The organism is Citrobacter amalonaticus (assembly GCF_037053465.1).
In the GTDB taxonomy this organism is placed as follows: Bacteria; Pseudomonadota; Gammaproteobacteria; order Enterobacterales; family Enterobacteriaceae; genus Citrobacter_A; species Citrobacter_A amalonaticus_H.
In genome coordinates, this window is sequence record NZ_JBALIF010000003.1 from 27,693 (window position 1) to 44,880 (window position 17,188).

Annotated in this window: 21 protein-coding genes; 10 read left to right on the plus strand and 11 right to left on the minus strand. The window is 55.9% G+C overall.

Annotation, left to right across the window (positions count from 1 at the left end):
- Positions 1-415: 415 nt before the first annotated feature.
- The 10 genes from WB371_RS05660 to WB371_RS05705 all read left to right on the plus strand — a co-directional run bounded on the left by WB371_RS05660 (position 416) and on the right by WB371_RS05705 (position 8,192).
- Positions 416-1,144: a MerR family transcriptional regulator gene (locus tag WB371_RS05660; protein WP_336219125.1), complete on the plus strand. Its 729-nt coding sequence runs from the start codon at positions 416-418 to the stop codon at positions 1,142-1,144.
- A gap of 197 nt (positions 1,145-1,341) precedes the next feature.
- Positions 1,342-1,776, plus strand: coding sequence for a nuclear transport factor 2 family protein (locus tag WB371_RS05665; protein WP_336219126.1), 435 nt, complete (start codon positions 1,342-1,344; stop codon positions 1,774-1,776).
- Positions 1,773-2,492 carry an SDR family NAD(P)-dependent oxidoreductase gene (locus WB371_RS05670; protein WP_336219127.1) on the plus strand — a complete coding sequence of 240 codons (720 nt, stop codon included), beginning with the start codon at positions 1,773-1,775 and terminating at the stop codon, positions 2,490-2,492. The genes WB371_RS05665 and WB371_RS05670 overlap by 4 nt, the downstream gene beginning before the upstream one ends.
- Positions 2,489-3,745, plus strand: a complete 1,257-nt coding sequence (locus WB371_RS05675) for an NAD(P)/FAD-dependent oxidoreductase (protein WP_336219128.1) — start codon at positions 2,489-2,491, stop codon at positions 3,743-3,745. Before WB371_RS05670 ends, WB371_RS05675 begins: the two co-directional genes overlap by 4 nt.
- A 1-nt stretch (position 3,746) precedes the next feature.
- Positions 3,747-4,469 carry a DUF1365 domain-containing protein gene (locus WB371_RS05680; RefSeq protein WP_336219129.1) on the plus strand — a complete coding sequence of 241 codons (723 nt, stop codon included), beginning with the start codon at positions 3,747-3,749 and terminating at the stop codon, positions 4,467-4,469.
- Positions 4,466-5,686 (plus strand): cyclopropane-fatty-acyl-phospholipid synthase family protein, encoded by a 1,221-nt coding sequence (locus WB371_RS05685; RefSeq protein WP_336219130.1) that lies wholly within the window; start codon positions 4,466-4,468, stop codon positions 5,684-5,686. The genes WB371_RS05680 and WB371_RS05685 overlap by 4 nt, the downstream gene beginning before the upstream one ends.
- Complete coding sequence (locus tag WB371_RS05690; protein WP_336219131.1) at positions 5,683-6,168, plus strand: DUF2878 domain-containing protein; 486 nt, start codon at positions 5,683-5,685, stop codon at positions 6,166-6,168. The genes WB371_RS05685 and WB371_RS05690 overlap by 4 nt, the downstream gene beginning before the upstream one ends.
- Complete coding sequence (locus tag WB371_RS05695) at positions 6,165-6,692, plus strand: hypothetical protein (protein WP_336219132.1); 528 nt, start codon at positions 6,165-6,167, stop codon at positions 6,690-6,692. The genes WB371_RS05690 and WB371_RS05695 overlap by 4 nt, the downstream gene beginning before the upstream one ends.
- The gene (locus WB371_RS05700; RefSeq protein WP_336219133.1) at positions 6,689-7,219 is read left to right on the plus strand and encodes a DUF3833 domain-containing protein; all 531 of its coding nucleotides are present in this window, start codon (positions 6,689-6,691) and stop codon (positions 7,217-7,219) included. The genes WB371_RS05695 and WB371_RS05700 overlap by 4 nt, the downstream gene beginning before the upstream one ends.
- Positions 7,220-7,232: 13 nt before the next feature.
- On the plus strand, positions 7,233-8,192 hold the full coding sequence (locus WB371_RS05705; RefSeq protein ID WP_336219134.1) for a DUF523 and DUF1722 domain-containing protein: 960 nt from the start codon (positions 7,233-7,235) through the stop codon (positions 8,190-8,192).
- Between the two features lie 79 nt (positions 8,193-8,271).
- On the opposite strand, the gene ldtA is transcribed toward WB371_RS05705, so the two are convergent.
- From ldtA to cbiK, 11 genes are all read right to left on the minus strand, one after another.
- On the minus strand, positions 8,272-9,204 hold the full coding sequence (ldtA, locus tag WB371_RS05710; protein ID WP_336219135.1) for a L,D-transpeptidase: 933 nt from the start codon (positions 9,202-9,204) through the stop codon (positions 8,272-8,274).
- A gap of 76 nt (positions 9,205-9,280) precedes the next feature.
- Positions 9,281-10,348 (minus strand): nicotinate-nucleotide--dimethylbenzimidazole phosphoribosyltransferase, encoded by a 1,068-nt coding sequence (gene cobT / locus WB371_RS05715; RefSeq protein ID WP_336219136.1) that lies wholly within the window; start codon positions 10,346-10,348, stop codon positions 9,281-9,283.
- 25 nt (positions 10,349-10,373) lie between these two features.
- Positions 10,374-11,117: an adenosylcobinamide-GDP ribazoletransferase gene (gene cobS / locus WB371_RS05720; RefSeq protein WP_336219137.1), complete on the minus strand. Its 744-nt coding sequence runs from the start codon at positions 11,115-11,117 to the stop codon at positions 10,374-10,376.
- Positions 11,114-11,659, minus strand: a complete 546-nt coding sequence (cobU, locus tag WB371_RS05725) for a bifunctional adenosylcobinamide kinase/adenosylcobinamide-phosphate guanylyltransferase (protein WP_336219138.1) — start codon at positions 11,657-11,659, stop codon at positions 11,114-11,116. The genes cobS and cobU overlap by 4 nt, the downstream gene beginning before the upstream one ends.
- Positions 11,656-13,176: a cobyric acid synthase gene (locus tag WB371_RS05730; protein ID WP_336219139.1), complete on the minus strand. Its 1,521-nt coding sequence runs from the start codon at positions 13,174-13,176 to the stop codon at positions 11,656-11,658. Before WB371_RS05730 ends, cobU begins: the two co-directional genes overlap by 4 nt.
- Positions 13,173-13,988, minus strand: a complete 816-nt coding sequence (locus WB371_RS05735) for an energy-coupling factor ABC transporter ATP-binding protein (protein WP_336219140.1) — start codon at positions 13,986-13,988, stop codon at positions 13,173-13,175. Before WB371_RS05735 ends, WB371_RS05730 begins: the two co-directional genes overlap by 4 nt.
- 8 nt (positions 13,989-13,996) lie before the next feature.
- A complete protein-coding gene (locus tag WB371_RS05740; protein WP_336219491.1) occupies positions 13,997-14,674 on the minus strand; it encodes an energy-coupling factor ABC transporter transmembrane protein in 678 nt (225 codons plus the stop codon).
- Positions 14,661-14,942 carry an energy-coupling factor ABC transporter substrate-binding protein gene (locus WB371_RS05745; protein ID WP_336219141.1) on the minus strand — a complete coding sequence of 94 codons (282 nt, stop codon included), beginning with the start codon at positions 14,940-14,942 and terminating at the stop codon, positions 14,661-14,663. The genes WB371_RS05740 and WB371_RS05745 overlap by 14 nt, the downstream gene beginning before the upstream one ends.
- Position 14,943: 1 nt before the next feature.
- Positions 14,944-15,681, minus strand: coding sequence for a cobalt ECF transporter S component CbiM (gene cbiM / locus WB371_RS05750; protein ID WP_336219142.1), 738 nt, complete (start codon positions 15,679-15,681; stop codon positions 14,944-14,946).
- Positions 15,678-16,391 (minus strand): cobalt-factor II C(20)-methyltransferase, encoded by a 714-nt coding sequence (locus WB371_RS05755; RefSeq protein ID WP_336219143.1) that lies wholly within the window; start codon positions 16,389-16,391, stop codon positions 15,678-15,680. Before WB371_RS05755 ends, cbiM begins: the two co-directional genes overlap by 4 nt.
- A complete protein-coding gene (gene cbiK, locus WB371_RS05760; protein WP_336219144.1) occupies positions 16,388-17,182 on the minus strand; it encodes a sirohydrochlorin cobaltochelatase in 795 nt (264 codons plus the stop codon). Before cbiK ends, WB371_RS05755 begins: the two co-directional genes overlap by 4 nt.
- Positions 17,183-17,188 lie beyond the last annotated feature (6 nt).

The following is a 17,188-nucleotide window of genomic DNA, read 5'->3' on the forward strand; positions in this document are numbered from 1 at the left end:
TTATGACGATTTTAAAATCAGCGTGTTAGAAGGACCGTCGGTGAATTAAAGTGGGATTCAGAAACCTGAAAAGTAGCCTCTGAACAATGCTCCGGTACTGAGAAGCCGTAAGGCTAAGTTGCTGGAACAGGAGGGCGGGACATGTTACTGGCCAGTAACCTGATACGGTGTGAGGTCACAAAGGCGGGGCACCTGAGGGGAAGTCTGGAAGCGCTGTTCATAACAAAACGCTCCGACCATCCAGGCCGAAGAAGTTCAGATATCAAAAAACCGCTATCCGGTTAACCGCCATGCTGCTCTGCTTAAGTGAACGGCATTACGCTTTTAGCGGGCTTTTTGTTTCTCCGCTTCACTTCATCCCATCCGGCGTAGTTCGTAGTATATTAACGTTATTCTTTGTCATCAGGTTTCGTTTATGTCCTACTCCATCGGTGAATTTGCACGACTGTGCGGAATTAACGCGACGACGCTCCGCGCCTGGCAGCGCCGCTACGGTCTGCTCAAGCCGCAGCGCACAGATGGCGGGCATCGTTTGTATAACGACGATGATGTCCAGCAGGCACTCAAAATTCTCGACTGGGTGAAAAAAGGTGTGCCAATTAGCCAGGTGAAACCGCTGTTGTCGCGCACTGGCGCACGCCAGACGAATAACTGGCTCACCTTGCAGGAAAACATGCTGCAACGTCTGAAAGAGGGAAAAATCGAGTCTTTACGCCAGCTCATTTACGATGCTGGCCGCGAGTATCCGCGCCCGGAACTGGTGAGCGAGGTGTTGCGCCCTTTGCGCAGTAAAGTCTCAGCCAACGTGCCGGCCATGATGACACTGCGCGAAATCCTCGACGGTATTATCATCTCCTACACCTCGTTTTGCCTGGAAGGTGATAAGCGTGCGCCTGGCGATAACTATCTGATTACCGGCTGGCATCTTACCGATCCCTGCGAAATCTGGCTTGAAGCGCTTCGTCGTACCGGACAGGGGCATCGCATTAATGTGCTTCCTGCGCCGCCCGTGACTCTGGCACCCGAGATTTTCCCCGAGCGTAAATGGCTGCTGGTGACCTCCGGAAAAATCACCGCCGCGCGCAAAAAACAGATAGAAGCCTGGCAACAACAGGTCCGTTTCCTCGACGTGATCACCCTGTAATTTCTTTCCCGGTCATTACCGTCAGGTTTGACATGCTGCTCTCTCAGGGCCGGCGTCCCTCTTTTTGCTATCACCAATAACATGTTGAATCTTATAAGATTAAAAAAATAATCCACCCAAAACTTGGACAAATTAAAGTCTTTGTGTAAGTTTTAATTATGCCATCACACAACGTGATTCCTGTTAGGGTAGGATTTATGCGTACACATCCCTTCGTTATCGACAGGTTTGTTGATTACTACAGCGGCCTGGACAAACAGCCCGTGGCATCACTTGCCACGCTCTACGCTGAGGATGCCATCCTTCTTGATCCTTTTGGCGAGCATAACGGGTTGTTTGCCATCCAGCGCTATTTCACGCACTTGCTGGCAAATGTGAACACCTGTCGCTTTACCATCGATCCGCCTTTGTGTGATACCCAACGTTTTGCCGTGACATGGACCATGCACTGGTCACATCCCCGTATTGCTGGCGGAGAAATATGCACTTTGCCGGGCTGCTCAATGGTCGAAACTCATAATGACAAGATTTTTCGCCAGCGAGATTACTACGACGCGGGTGAGATGATTTATGAGCATCTCCCGCTATTAGGCTGGGCCGTTCGCAGCGTAAAAAGGAGGGTTAGCCCATGATGACGATCCTCATTACTGGCGCGAGTTCCGGTATTGGCGAAGGACTGGCGAAATCATGGGCGGATGACGGCTGCAATGTTATTGCCTGTGGTCGCGATCCAGAACGGCTGCAACGTTTGAGTCAGTACCATGCCAATATCACGGTACGGCTGTTCGATATGACCGACCGGGGCTCCTGTCACCAGGCCCTCGCGGACTGTCATCCTGACCTGGTTATTCTCTGTGCGGGAACCTGCGAATACCTGGATCACGGATGGGTAGATGCTGCGCGGGTTGAACGGGTTATGACAACCAATTTTTTAGGCAGCGTTAACTGCCTTGAAGCACTTCAGTCACAGTTGGTTAGCGGGAACCGCGTTGTACTGGTGAGTTCGATGGCGCACTGGCTCCATTTCCCCAGGGCAGAAGCCTATGGCGCATCAAAAGCCGCACTCACCTGGTTTGCCAACTGCCTGCGTCTTGACTGGGAGCCAAAAGGGATTGCCGTGACCGTTGTTTCGCCGGGATTTGTTGATACCCCCCTCACCCGGAAAAACGACTTTCCAATGCCGGGCCAGGTTAGCGTGGCAGAAGCGGTTAATGCTATCCGTCATGGACTGGCGAAAGGGAAAAACCATATCGCCTTCCCGACAGGCTTTGGTGTGATGCTGCGTTTGCTGGCCGGACTACCTGATTGTCTGCAACACGCGCTGCTGCGCAGGATGGTGCGCTCATGAATATCGCTATCATTGGCAGTGGTATTGCCGGACTGACCTGCGCATGGCGTCTGGCGGGACATCATCAAGTTACCCTTTTTGAAGCGGAGCCGACCCCTGGCGGGCACACCGCGACGGTAGATGTCACCACGCCGCAGGGGAATTTCGCCATTGATACCGGGTTTATTGTCTACAACGACCGGACCTATCCGCGTTTTATGGGCTTGCTGAGCGAACTGGGTATTCAGGGTCAGAAAACGCAGATGAGTTTTTCGGTGCATAATCCGCTAAGCGGTCTGGAATACAGTGGCCATACGCTCACCTCACTGTTCGCGCAGCGTCGCAACCTGATGAACCCCGCATTCTGGGGCATGCTCAAAGAGATTGTCCGTTTTAACCGTCTGGCAAAACAGGCGTTAAATGGGGCAGATGCAACTGCGACGCTACAGGCCTTCCTCGACCAGCACCACTTCAGCGCGTTTTTTGCCCGCCATTACATTCTGCCGATGGGCGCGGCAATCTGGTCATCTTCACTTTCGGAGATGCGCCGTTTTCCTCTGCCCTTATTCTTGCGCTTCTTCGAACATCATGGCCTGCTGGAGATCTGGGATCGCCCACAATGGTATGTGGTGCCGGGAGGATCGCGGGAGTACATCCGCGCCATGTTAGCCCGGTTAGACGATCGTCTGACGCTGCGCCTCAATGCCCCTGTTCAGCAGGTTATTCGCCACGATAACGGCGTCAACATCGCGCTGGCGGCATCCACCCACACCTTCGATCAGGTGATTTTCGCCTGCCACTCTTCACAGGCGCTGGCCATGCTTGCAGACGCGACGCCGGTGGAGCGCGACGTGCTGGGGGCAATTGGCTGGCAGCGCAATGAAGTGGTGTTACACAGCGATCGCCGCTGGCTGCCGGTTCGTGAACGCGCGTGGGCAAGCTGGAATTATCGTCTCAGCGCGCAGGATCAGGCCCGCGCCTGCGTCACCTATAACATGAACATTCTTCAGGGATTACCAGAAAATAGCCCTCTGTTCTGCGTGACGCTCAATCCGGATATGCCGGTTGACGAGCGATATGTCTGGAGACGCTTCGTCTATGAGCATCCGTTGTTTAATCCTGAAAGCTGGCGGGCGCAGGCTCGCCGCAGCGAGATTAACGGTCTGCGCCGGAGCTGGTTCTGCGGTGCCTACTGGTATAACGGCTTTCATGAAGATGGCGTTCGCAGCGCGCTGGATGTGGTTCAGGGAATTGCCGACGGAGAGGGGCGCTAAGATGAACAGTTGCCTGTACCGGGGCGTATTGCGCCACCGTCGCCTCCACCCTGCCCTGCACCAGTTTTGCTACCAGGTGTTTATGGCATGGCTTGATCTGGATGAACTGGAACAGTTGCCTGCCGTTGGCGTTCAACGCAATCACTTTTCAGCGGCGGCTTTTTATGATGCGGATTACCCGCTGGGAACGCCGTTGAAAGAGAACGCGCTTAACCGGCTTGCCAGCCTGACGGGGGATCGTCCCGATGGCCGGGTGATGCTTCTGACGCAACTGCGTTATTGCGGTTTTCATTTTAACCCGGTCAATTTTTACTACTGCTATGACCGCGCCCTGCGTCTGCGCTGGGTGCTGGCGGAAGTCCGCAATACGCCGTGGAATGAACGTCACTACTATGCCGTAGACGCGAAGGAAATGCGCCCGCTGCAGAAATCCTTTCATGTGTCTCCGTTTAACCCGATGGACATGGTCTATCACTGGCGGTTTAACCCTCCCGGCAAAACGCTGCATATGCACATTGAGAACCATCAGGCGGTTAAAGTTTTTGATGCCACGCTGATGCTTAAACGCGAACCGCTGACACAGGCCAGCCTGCGCTCACTGCTGCGACGTCTGCCGTTGATGACCGTTAAAACGCTGTGTGCCATTTACTGGCAGGCGCTGCGGCTGTGGCTCAAGCGAGTGCCTCTCTATAACCACCCTGCAAGCAGGAGTGAACGATCATGACCGATCCCGCCTTTGCGCTTGAACCCGATATTCCGCGCAACCTGCGTCTTGCGCGCTGGCTTCTTTTCCGTGTTCTGAGCGGCATCCGCGAGGGTTCACTCACGGTACAGGAAGGGGCGCAAACCTTTCATTTTGGCGATGTCTCCGCTGAGCTGCGCGCCGAAGTGCACATTGTCTGCCCAACGGTGTACTGGCGGGTGTTGACTGGCGGAAGCCTGGCGGCGGCGGAAACCTGGATGGATGGGCTATGGGAAACACAGCAGTTAACGCCATTACTGCAACTCTTCGCGCTCAACAGCAGCCTGCTGAGTCGGCTGGAAAGCGGGTTTCACTTGCTGGGAAAACCCCTTGAGCGACTGCGTCACTGGACTCGCCGCAATCATCGTCGTCAGGCAAGAGACAACATTGCCGCACATTACGATCTCGGCAACGCCTTTTATGCGCACTTTCTTGATGAAGATTTGCTCTATTCCAGCGCCCTGTTCACCGCCCCAGAGCTGTCGCTGTCGCAGGCTCAGCACGCAAAAATGGCGCGACTGTGCGAACAGCTTGCGCTGACGGCCACTGATCACCTGCTGGAAATCGGTACCGGCTGGGGGGCAATGGCGGAATACGCCGCACGCCATTACGGATGCCGGGTGACCACCACGACCCTGTCTCAAGAACAGTTTACGTGGGCGACCGCGCGCATTGCCCGCGCAGGTTTGCAGGATAAGGTAACGGTGCTGCTGTGCGACTACCGCGACCTGACCGGGGAATTCGACAAACTGCTCTCAGTTGAAATGATTGAAGCCGTCGGGCAGCGCTATCTGCCTGATTTCTTCCGGACCTGCCAGGCGCGACTGCGTCCCGGGGGACGGATGGTGATTCAGGCCATAACCATTCAGGATCAGCGCTATCGCGATTACAGCAAAAGCGTCGATTTTATTCAGCGTTATATCTTTCCGGGCGGTTTTTTACCCAGTATCACCGCGATGAGCGTCCTGATGACAAAGCACACCGATTTCGTCGTGCGTAACCTTTTTGATTTGGGGCCAGACTACGCGCGGACGCTTACTCACTGGCGGCAACGGTTTGTTCATGCCTGGCAGGAGATTGAAAAACTGGGTTTTGACGAGCGTTTTCGCCGCATGTGGCTCTACTACTTCGGCTACTGTGAAGCCGGTTTTAACGCCCGCACGATAAGCGTGGTGCAACTCACGGCAGAGCGAGTATGAACCGCCACCTGCGTATGTTTATCTTTGCCATCGGATTCGATCTGTACTGGATTCTGGTGGTGTTATTTCGTGAACGCGGCCTGGCGCTGTGGCTGGCGCTGGCTATTCTGGCCTGTTTCTTATTGCCGTTAGCACAACGCATATCTGCGTTAGCGCTGGCAGCGGCAGGCAGTGGCCTGGATGCGCTATGGGCGCTTACGGGATTAATCGATTTTCAGGGAAATGCGCTCCTGCCGTTATGGATGGTTGCGCTCTGGCTGATGTTTGCTGCCCTCTGGACGCACTTAACCTGTTCGACCCGCTTGCCGGGATGGCTTCTGGTGCTGATGGCAACCTGCGGCGGACCGGTTGCCTGGGTGTTCGGTAAACGTCTGGGCGCCGTCACCTTTCTGGAGCCGACATTTATCGTCGTCGGTTTAATGGCGGCGGGATGGCTGGTACTGATGCTGTTTTTTCATATTTTCATGGAGAAACGACAATGAAATCGTCCTTACTGATGCTGTTGTGGTTAACCGCCATTGCGCTGCCCGCCGGGGCTGCCGACTGGTTAAGCTGGCGTAACGTCGGCAATGCGACACTCACCTGGGGGCCGTTCACGCTCTATACCTCCCGGTTACTGACGCCGGATGGTCGATATCACGGGCTTGAGCAAAATCAGGCGCTGATTATCACCTATCAACGCAACATCGACCGCCTGGAACTGGTCAATGCCACCCGCGCGCAGTGGAAGGCGCAAGGCATCCTGGCGCGCGAAGCACAAAGCCAGTCGTGGCTGAACATGCTGGAGCAGACGTGGCCTGATGTTTCACCCGGCACCCAACTGGCTTTCGTGCTAAACGATAAACAGGGACAATTCTGGTATCGCGCCTCAGCAATGCAAAAAACCTTTATTCCGCTTGGTCCGCTTCAGTCGGCAACGTTCAGTGCAAACTTTCTTGCCATCTGGCTCGGTTCCCGGACGCAATATCCAGAGCTACGCCAGCAGCTTACCGGAGGTGAAAAATGAAACGTTTAGTGATGCTGAGCCTGCCACTCATGATGCAACTGGCAGGCTGTAGCGCCGATGTCACCGACTATCGCCAGCAGCAGCCATCGCTGGATATTTTTCAGTATTTTCAGGGCGCAACGCAGGCCTGGGGGATGGTTCAGGATCGCAGCGGCAAACAGCTTCGTCGCTTCCATGTTGAAATAAACGGCGCTGTCGTGGGCGATACATTAACCCTCAGCGAACAATTTCTCTATGACGACGGTGAGAAGCAGCAACGGGTATGGCATATCCGTCGGCTCAGCGACAATCGTTATGAAGGCACAGCCAACGATATCGAAGGCGTGGCGAAGGGAACTGCGGCAGGAAACGCGTTTAACTGGCATTACAGCATGAATGTGAAAGCCAGCGGCAGAACCTGGCTGTTGCATTTTGATGACTGGATGTACCTACAGGATGGTAACCATCTGTTTAATAAAACCGAGATGAAGAAGTTCGGCTTTACCGTCGGCACGGTAACCCTCTTCTTCTCCCGAAAAACGCAATAGCGAGGAGAACGCCATGAAAACGCAACCCGTAATTGGAATCAGTGGCTGTTTAACGGGTGCTGCCGTTCGCTTTGATGGCGGGCACAAACGCGCCGATTTCGTGATGGACAGGTTGTCCCGGTGGGTGACATTTCGTCCGGTGTGTCCGGAAATGGCGATTGGCCTGCCCGTCCCGCGACCGGCGCTGCGCCTGGTACTAACCACGACCGGGGACATTCGCATGCGTTTTAGCCACGCGCCCCACGAAGACGTGACCGAAAAAATGGCCGATTTCAGCAGCCGTTATCTGACCGGTTCAGGGGAACTGTCTGGCTTTATCGTCTGTGCAAAGTCCCCCAGTTGTGGCATGGAACGTGTACGTTTATATGATGAAAAAGGCAATCGTGGGCGCAAAGACGGAGTGGGATTATTTACCGCCGCGCTGATGGAGAAATATCCCTTACTGCCTGTGGAAGAAGATGGTCGTTTGCATGACCCGGTACTGCGCGAAAATTTCGTTGAGCGGGTCTTCGCGTTGCACGAGCTACACTGTCTGCACAAAAATGGTCTGACACGTCGCGCATTACTGGATTTTCATAGTCGTCATAAACTGCAACTGCTGGCCCACCACCAGGCAGGATACCGGGACATTGGCCCGTTCGTGGCTTCTTTGCACGAGTGGGAAGATCTGGAGGCCTTCTTTGCTGTGTATTGTGAAAAACTGATGGCGATCCTGAAAAAGCCCGCTTCGCGAAAAAACCATACTAACGTGTTGATGCACATACAGGGCTATTTTCGTAATCAGTTGAATGCCCGCCAGCGCGGCGAGTTACGCGAGGTGATCCTGAATTACCGCGCCGGGATGCTGCCAATACTGGCCCCTATGACGCTACTGAAGCACTATCTTGCGGAATACCCGGACAGCTATCTGCTGACGCAAAATTACTTCGATCCTTACCCGCAGGATTTAGCGCTGCGTCTGACGGTGAATTAAAAAGTAATGCCCGATGGCGCAAGCTTATCGGGCCTGGAGAGATTGTATAACCTATTGATCTGCTGTGGGCTCTGTGCCGTTAAATTCCGACCTGCCCATGACTGATCTTGACCGGCATTCCGGAGCGGCGGTTGAGGGCTTCATTGACGCGATTCGCATCCACACCTTCTCCGCCCATAAAACTCCGCATCACCGGCGTAACAGACAATGGCACTCGCTTATCCGACTCATATTCCGCACGATTGCGCGACAGCGGTTCGTGAACTTCAATCCAGCGGCTACCGTCTGGTTCTGTCGTGGTTTTCACTGGCTGATCGATAATCTGCACGCGCGTCCCCACCGGCACATTCTGGAACAGATATTCGATATCATCGTTGCGCAGACGAATGCAGCCCTGACTCACGCGCAACCCAATACCAAAGTTGGCGTTTGTGCCATGAATGGCATACAGCTTGCCGATATAGATGGCATACAGCCCCATCGGGTTATCAGGACCGGCGGGAACAAACGCCGGCAGGCTCTCCCCCCTTTTCGCGTATTCACGACGGGTATTCGCGGTCGGCGTCCAGCTCGGCGCTTCCTGCTTACGCTCCACCCGGGTCACCCAGTTGCGCGGCGTTTCTCGCCCGGCCTGGCCAATGCCAATCGGTAAAATCTCGACGGTATTGCTCTCTTTCGGGTAGTAATACAGACGCATCTCCGCCACATTGATCACAATCCCCTCCCGCACGGTGGCAGGCAGAATGATCTGTTGCGGCACGATAAGCGTCGTTCCCGATTTCGGCAGGAACACGTCCACATCCGGGTTCGCTTCCAGCATATTACTCAACCCTTGCCCGTACTGTGCGGCAAAGGCTTCCAGCGGTTGCGTATTCTTGTCGGGAACGGTGATCGTTAGCGGATTTCCGACCAGACGACTGCCCTCAGGTGGCAGTGGATAGCTGACAGCCAGCGCGCTCTGGCTTGCAAGCAGCATGAATAATGAGCAGAACAGTTTTAAACGAGGCAACATTTCCCTTTCCTCAGTCGCGTCAGATGTGAGGCAAATTATAGCGTTTTTATCGCTGTTTAACCTCACTCCTCTGCCATCAGCCTGGCTCTTTGCCGTCTGGCAGCACAATATTACTGGCCGCCAGTTGTCCCATGTTGCTGTACATCGCGCAGGCGGCTTCAACGATTGGCATCGCCAGCGCGGCGCCGCTCCCTTCCCCCAGACGCATACCCATATTGAGATACGGATCCAGCGCCAGATGTTCCAGGGCAATTCGCGCCCCTTTTTCCGCAGAAAAGTGCGAAGGAATCAGATAGGGTTTAATTTCCGGGGCTATCTGACAGGCGGCCAGCGCCGCAGAATAAGAGAGGAAGCCATCCAGCAACACCGGTAATCCGCAGGATGCAGCGCCCAGCATTACCCCCGCCATACCGACCAGATCAAACCCCCCGACTTTCGCCAGTACGTCAACGCCATCACGCGGATGGGGTTGATTAACCGCAATGGCGCGCCGTACCACATCAACCTTATTGCCCACGCGAGAAAGTGGCAGGTTAGCGCCAATCCCCACCACCTCTTGTGCGTCACTGCCCGTCAGAACGCTGACAATCGCCGCCGCAGGGGTGGTGTTCGCCATGCCCAACTCCCCCACGCCAAACAGCGTCACGCCGCTTTGCGCCAGTTCTCGGGTATAACGGATCACTTCCAGAAGCAGCTCTTCTGCCTGGCTACGGCTCATCGCCGGACCGGTGGCGATATTCCCGCAGCCTCGCGCCACGCGCATATTCACCACGCCAGGAATCGGATCGGCGTCAATCCCCACATCAATGACATGAACCTTCGCGCCCGCCTGCGCCGCCAGCACGCAGACGCCGGTCGTGCCACGGGTCATGTTAGCCGCCTGAATCGCGGTCACCACCTTCGGTGAAACAGCGACCCCTTCATCCCAGACGCCGTGATCGGCACACATCACCAGCAGCGCTTTTCCATCCACATGCGGTACGCCCTTTAAGCCAGGCATACCCGCCAGTTGAACAGCCAGTGCTTCCAGTCGTCCGAGGCTTCCCGGCGGCTTAAGTAAACCATCGATGTGCTGTTGTGCCCGTGCCATTGCGCCACTGTCCATCGGTGGAATTTCGCGGAGTAAAGCGGTTAAAGTCTGCATATGCGTTCTCATTGTGTTGGCTGACTCACAGCAGAGCCAGCAGGAAGATCAGCTCACCAAGTTCTATTGCCGCACCTAACGTATCGCCGGTTTGCCCACCCAGCGTGCGTTTTAACAGTTGCCCCAGCAGGAAGACAGACACTATCGTCACGACCAGCGCCGCTACCCCCTGCATGCCCGGCAGCAGGACCGCCGCCAGAATTGCCGCCAGCCCCAGGGTAAAACAGGTTTGCGTTCCCGTGACATGGCCGATAAACACATTGCCCAGCCCCTCCTCACGGGCGTAGCGATGGCGATACATCAACAACACCGCCGTCCCGCGCCCCACCGCACAGGCCGCCGCCAGCGCCGCCAGCATTGGCGTCCCCCGCAGCGCCAGCTCGCTTATCACCAGCACTTTCGCCAGCAGGACAAAAATCAGCGCCAGACCACCGTGGGTGCCAAGTCGGCTGTCTCGCATAATCTTCAGCATGCGCTCGCGGCTGCGGGCGGAAAACACCCCGTCGCAAGTGTCTGCCAGCCCATCAAGATGAAAACCGCCGGTCATCAGAGCCAGCGCTAACACGGTAAAAAGCGCCGCCAGCGGGGTGCCGCACCAGAGCTGAAAAAGCATAAACACCAGCCCACTCAGCGCACCGAGCAGCAGGCCAATCAGCGGAAAAGTGACAATGCCTCGCGAATACTGCTCAAACTCCAGTCCCTGCGACCAGCGCACCGGAACGGGTAAACGCGTAATAAAAGAGAGCATTGCCCAGAACAACTTACTCATTTAATTTTGACTCCAATGCCTGATACCACCAGCCACACCTCGTCCGCCGCTGCCGCCAGTCGCTGGTTCACGCGCCCGGCAATGTCCCGAAAGTGCCGCGCCAGACGGTTTTCCGGCACGATCCCCATCCCGACTTCGTTGGTCACCAGCACCACCTTTGCCGGGCATCGCTGACAGGCCGCAATCAGCGTCTGGATTTCCGCCTCAATTGCCCTCTCCAGGGCTGCGTAGTCCCAGCTATCCGGATCACTGTCACCGCCAAACGCAAACAGCAGATTCGTGACCATCGTGGTAATACACTCCAGCAAAATCGCCTCATCCGGCGCATTATCCACGGTGATCAGTTCATCAAGATGCTGCCAGCATTCGGCGGTACGCCAGTGCGCAGGCCGCCCGTCGCGATGATGCTGAATACGCGCGGCCATCTCCTCATCGAAGATTTGCGATGTCGCGATATACAGCACCTGCGGATTGTCAGCAATTAAGGCTTCAGCATGACGACTCTTACCGCTGCGCGCGCCGCCGGTTACCAGAATCATCATACGGACTCCCGGTGTTGCTGCATGATGGTATAAATTTTCTCAATATCGATGTGTTGTCGCATCGCATCCGCCAGCAGATCAAACTGCTGTGATTTATATTGCGCGTAATGAAAAGTGGAATCCAGGGGAGCCAGCCCCTTACGTACTCGCAGGCCATTGACCAGCGCGCGCGTAAAGTCATCGCTGTCAAACAGGCCATGCAGATACGTGCCAAACGCCAGTCCGTCAGCGGTTACCGCGCCATCGGCGACATTTTCACCGTGTTTCTCAAGGTGCATTACCGACCGGCAATCTCCGTTAAGCACCGTTTCGCCCATATGAATTTCATAGCCCCGGACCGCCAGACCGGACGCCGCAGATAGCCAGTCCGGCAGCGCCGATGCCATGCTTGCCGTCACCCGCGTCGTGGTTTTGTGCCGGGCAAAATGGGTTACCGTATCGAGCAGCCCCAGCCCCGGCAGCGTGCCGAGTCCTGACTCAACGTCATCGATAATGGTTTCTCCCAGCATCTGATAGCCGCCACAAATGCCAAACACCGGGACGTGATGCTGGTGCGCCTGCAATACCGCGTGGGCCATCCCGCTTTCACGTAGCCACACCAGATCGCCGAGCGTATTTTTACTGCCCGGCAGGATCACCAGGTCAGCATCAGCCAGTTCCTGTGGATGGCGGACGTACCGCACGCGCACATCGGGTTGCGCCGCCAGCGCGTTAAAGTCGGTGAAATTAGAGATATGCGGGATCTGTACCACGGCAATCGTGATATCGCGTTTTTCCGTACGGCGGTATTTGCCTGTCTGAAGCGCCACGCCGTCTTCATCTTCAAGATCCACTTCCAGCCAGGGCATCACGCCCAGCACCGGAACGCCCGTCAGGTTTTCAATCTGTTCGATACCGGGAGTGAGCAGCGCCACGTCACCGCGAAACTTGTTGATGATCACCCCCTTCACCCGCGCGCGCTCGTGTTCGTGCAGCAGCGCCAGCGTGCCGTAAATAGAGGCGAACACGCCGCCGCGATCGATATCAGCGACCAGGATCACCGGGCATTGCGCCATCTCGGCCATCCCCATATTGACGATGTCCCGGTCACGCAGGTTGATCTCCGCCGGACTGCCCGCCCCTTCCAGTACCAGCACATCAAACGCCTGCGCCAGACTGCTGTAAACGGAGAGGATCTGCTCGCGCAGGCGCGGTTTGTACTCGTGATAGCTGACGGCATCCATATCGGTCGCCACCTGCCCCATCAGCACCACCTGCGCCTTTCTGTCGCTGGTTGGTTTCAACAACACCGGATTCATGCGCACATCCGGCACAATACCCGCGGCCTCGGCCTGGAAAATTTGCGCCCGTCCCATCTCTTTGCCATCCGGCGTGATACCGGAATTAAGCGCCATATTCTGCGATTTGAACGGCGCAGTGCGCAGGCCGTCCTGATAAAAAATGCGGCACAATCCCGCCACCAGCACGCTTTTACCGACGTCTGACGCCGTCCCTTGCAACATAATGGCCTGCGTCATGACGCCTCCTTAACCGCGCGTTGTCGCATACACCGGAAAAATTCATCTTCTGTTTTGCACAGCGGCATACCTAACTGTGCGTGCAATTTCACCAGCCAGGGTTGCGTTAACCCGGCCTCTTCAATCAGTTCCGTGCGGGCAAAAACCTCGCCCGGTTCACCGTGCGCCAATACTTCGCCATGACGCAAAACGTAGACCGCATCGCTGACTTCATAAATCAGATCAATATCGTGACTGGAGATCACCACGTGATTCCCCTGCGCCACGATGCGTTTGATAATCTCAATCATCTGGGCGCGTCCGGAAGGATCCAGTCCCGCCGTGGGTTCATCCAGCAACAGATATTTCGCCCGTAGCACCAGCGCCCCGGCAATGGCCACCCGTTTCTTCTGTCCGTGGCTTAAGCACTGAATCGGCTGCTGGCGGAAAGGGTGCGCATCGACAAGGGTTAGCGCTTCGTCGACGCGACGGGCAATTTCAGCCTCCTCCACGCCAAGATTGCGCAGGCTGAAGGCGATATCGCTGTCGATATCGGTGTAGAAAATTTGCTGATCGGGATCCTGAAACACGGTCGCCACCTGCTGGCGCAGCGCCAGCAAGCCGCGTTTGCTGTAGTCCAGTGGTTTTCCCTGCCACAGTACCGCGCCCTGCTGCGGTCGCAGTAAGCCACTCAGATTCATAAACAGGGTGGATTTTCCACAGCCGTTGGCGCCCACCAGTCCGGTGACGGCATGCTGAGAAAAATCCAGCGTCAACCCTTTAAGTACCTGCGCCTCCTGATAACGAATCCAGAGTTCGGTGGTGGCAAGCATGCTTTTCCTTACAGGTGAAAATCACCCTGATACAATTTGATATCTAACGTCGCCGCCATTTGCTGATAGCGAATCAGCACCCGGGTAAACAAAACACCCACCAGCATCGCCAGCGAGCGATAGCCATTCGACAAACTACGATAGCCAAAACGCAGCGTTTGCGCGCGATGAATTGCCATCGCTTCATCTAACAGAATAAAAATAAAGCGCCAGGTGAGCAGGATCTGTTCCGTCAGCAGTCGCGGCACCCGCGCCCGTTTCAGCAGTAAAATCAGTTGCGGAAACGGTAAATTGAGCACCAGCCAGAACGTGGCGGCCAGCGCCGCCAGGCTGCGCCAGAACGTCTCACTGGCGGTATGCAGCCCCGACGCTGTCACGCCCAGCCAGTAATTTCCGAGCGGAACACTGACCAGCAGCGTTTGTGGGTCACTGCTGACGCTAAACAAAATCGTCACCACGCCGACCAGCAAAAAGCCAAACGGCAGCGCCATCCAGCGACACCAGCGGCGCAAAGAGATGCGTAGCAGCCAGCAGGTTAGCCCGGCAATCAGCGCCAGTTCAATCCCCTGCCCCCATGCCGGCAGGGTAAAGGCCAGAATCATCAATAGCAGCCAGAACAGGAACTTACGCTCTGGTGCGACGTGAAACCAGCGGCTCTGGTAGCTCAGTCGATCAAGCCCGGTCATCACGGCGTTGTCTGCCTTTGGTGTAGCCCAGAATATAGAAAATCACCGCCGCGCCGAGCGATCCCTGAAGCGTGAACAGCAGGCTTTCAATTTCCCCGCTCGCCGGTTCGTACAACGGCTGGAACCACGGCTCATAATGCGGGGCAACCACCTGAATCTGGCTTTCCGCCTCGCCGTCTGAGCCACCAAACTCTCCGCCGTGGTTGATAAAAAACGGCAGAATGACCAGGGCAATCACCATAGCTAACAAAATCAGCGTCTTTTTCATGTTAGTGTCCTTGCGCGGTTATCAGTTGTCGTTTCGTTAACTGGTCATAAATCATCACCGTTAACAGCCCTTCCGCGATGGCAATTGGGATCTGCGTCAGGCAGAAAATGCCCATGAATTTGATGACAGAACCGGTGGCCCCCGCTTCGGGATCCGGGAAAGCGACACCCAGTTGTACCGAGGTCACGAAGTAGGTCACCAGATCCGCCAGCATGGCACAGAGGAAGACGCCCACATCACGACGAATTCCGGCGCGACAGGCCATTTTCCACACCATGTAGCCAACAACCGGCCCAATCACCGCCATCGACATGCCGTTCGCGCCGAGCGTCGTTAAACCACCGTGCGCCAGCAATAGCGCCTGGAACAGCAGTACGATAGCGCCGAGAACCGCCACCACGCCCGGACCAAACAGGATAACCGCCAGCCCGACGCCGGTCGGATGTGAACAACTTCCTGTCACCGACGGAATTTTCAGCGCAGAGAGTACGAAAATAAACGCCCCGCACAGCGCCAGCAGGACTTTCTGATGGCTGTCATCCATCACGATCTGGCGCAGGCGCACCAGTCCGTACCACAGGCATGGTAAAAACAGCAGCCACCATGCCAGCGCCCACATCGGCGGTAAAAACCCTTCCATAATGTGCATGGCAAACGCCTGCTCCGGCACAATCATCAGCAATAGCGCCGCAGCCAGACCACTGAATGACAGCTGTTTTAGCTGTTGTTCGAGTTTCATTGTGCATACTCCCACTGTTTGTTGACCAGGATGGTCGAGAAATAAGGCAACGGCCGATCGTCGCTGACCTCGTTGAGATGCCGCCAGCACTGCTCTCCAGGGAGAGTGGCTTCGGACATCATCAGCGCGCAGTCCAGTAATCCGGCCTGATCCAGCAACGCCTTAATACGCGCAAAGCGACCATACACTTTCATTAACACCAGACTGTCGTGTTGACGCAGCGCCTGGGCGATTTCCGCTTCCGGCGCGGTACAGGAGATGACCGCCAGCGACTGTTGTTCCATTGCCAGCGGCGTTTTAGATCGTGCGGCAATGGCGGCAAACGACGTCACGCCGGGGACTATCTCCAGCCAGTCAGGACAACCGATACGCTGTAGCAAAAAGACCCAGGTACTGAACAACATGGCATCACCGAGAGTGATAAATCCCACCTGTTTACCTGCTTTCACTTCCCGAATCAGCGCAAGCGCGACCTCATCCCAGACCGCCTCTTTCTCCGCGCTGTCGGCGCTCATCGGAAAGTGACAACAGCGCACTTCGGTATTGTCGCCGATATACTCGCGCACAATGGAAAGCGCCAGGCTGTCGCCGCCTTTACGTCCCGCCGGGGCATAAAGAATGTCCAGTGACTCCAGAATGCGGGAGGCGCGAACGGTAATCAGATCGGCGGCACCTGGGCCGGTGCTAAGCGCGTAGAGCTTGCCACTCATGCCGCCTCCTCCATCGCCACGCTCAGCGCCTGTTGCAGGTGGGCAACGAACATTGCGCGTACCGCCGGATTTTCACCCAGACCGCTCAGCCACGGCGTTGCCGTAATCCCCGCCGCATTGAACAACGTTTTCCATGAGTCGTCTTCATCAGACGCCATGTCGTTGATGGCGTGATCGCCTGCCACCAGCATCAGCGGCATCAGGTGAACCGCTTTAATGCCCTCTTTGCTGAGACTCTCAATCAAAATGTCGACTTCCGGATAGCTCTCCACCGCGCCGACGCGCGCCGGAAATTGTTGCGCGATCATCATATGATCGAGACACGCGTATGCGGCAAAGGCGTGATGGCTGGCGCCGTGGCCCATAAACACCACTTTTTCGTTATCGCCAAGCACAGGCATTTGCTGCTGCAAGGCTTGCATCAACTGCGCATAATCATCATGGCTACTCAGCAGCGGCACACCTAACGTCAGTCGGGTAAACAGCGGACGCATGCTCTGCACTTCCCGGACAATTTTTTCGTATTCATCGCCGTTAATGATGTGCAATGACTGAATCGCCACATCCTGATAGCCCTGCTCAGCGAGCTTTTGCAGCGCCTGTAACGGCGTGTCAATCGCAATACCGTCACGCTGTTTCAACTTGCGGATGATCATCCCGGAGGTAAACGCGCGAAACAACGTGCGGTCGGGACAACTGGCGGCCAGATCGCGCTCGCAGGCCACAATGTTTTTCTCACAGGTATCGTGATAGCTGGTGCCAAAGCTAACCACCAGAAGCGCTTTTTTCATGTTATG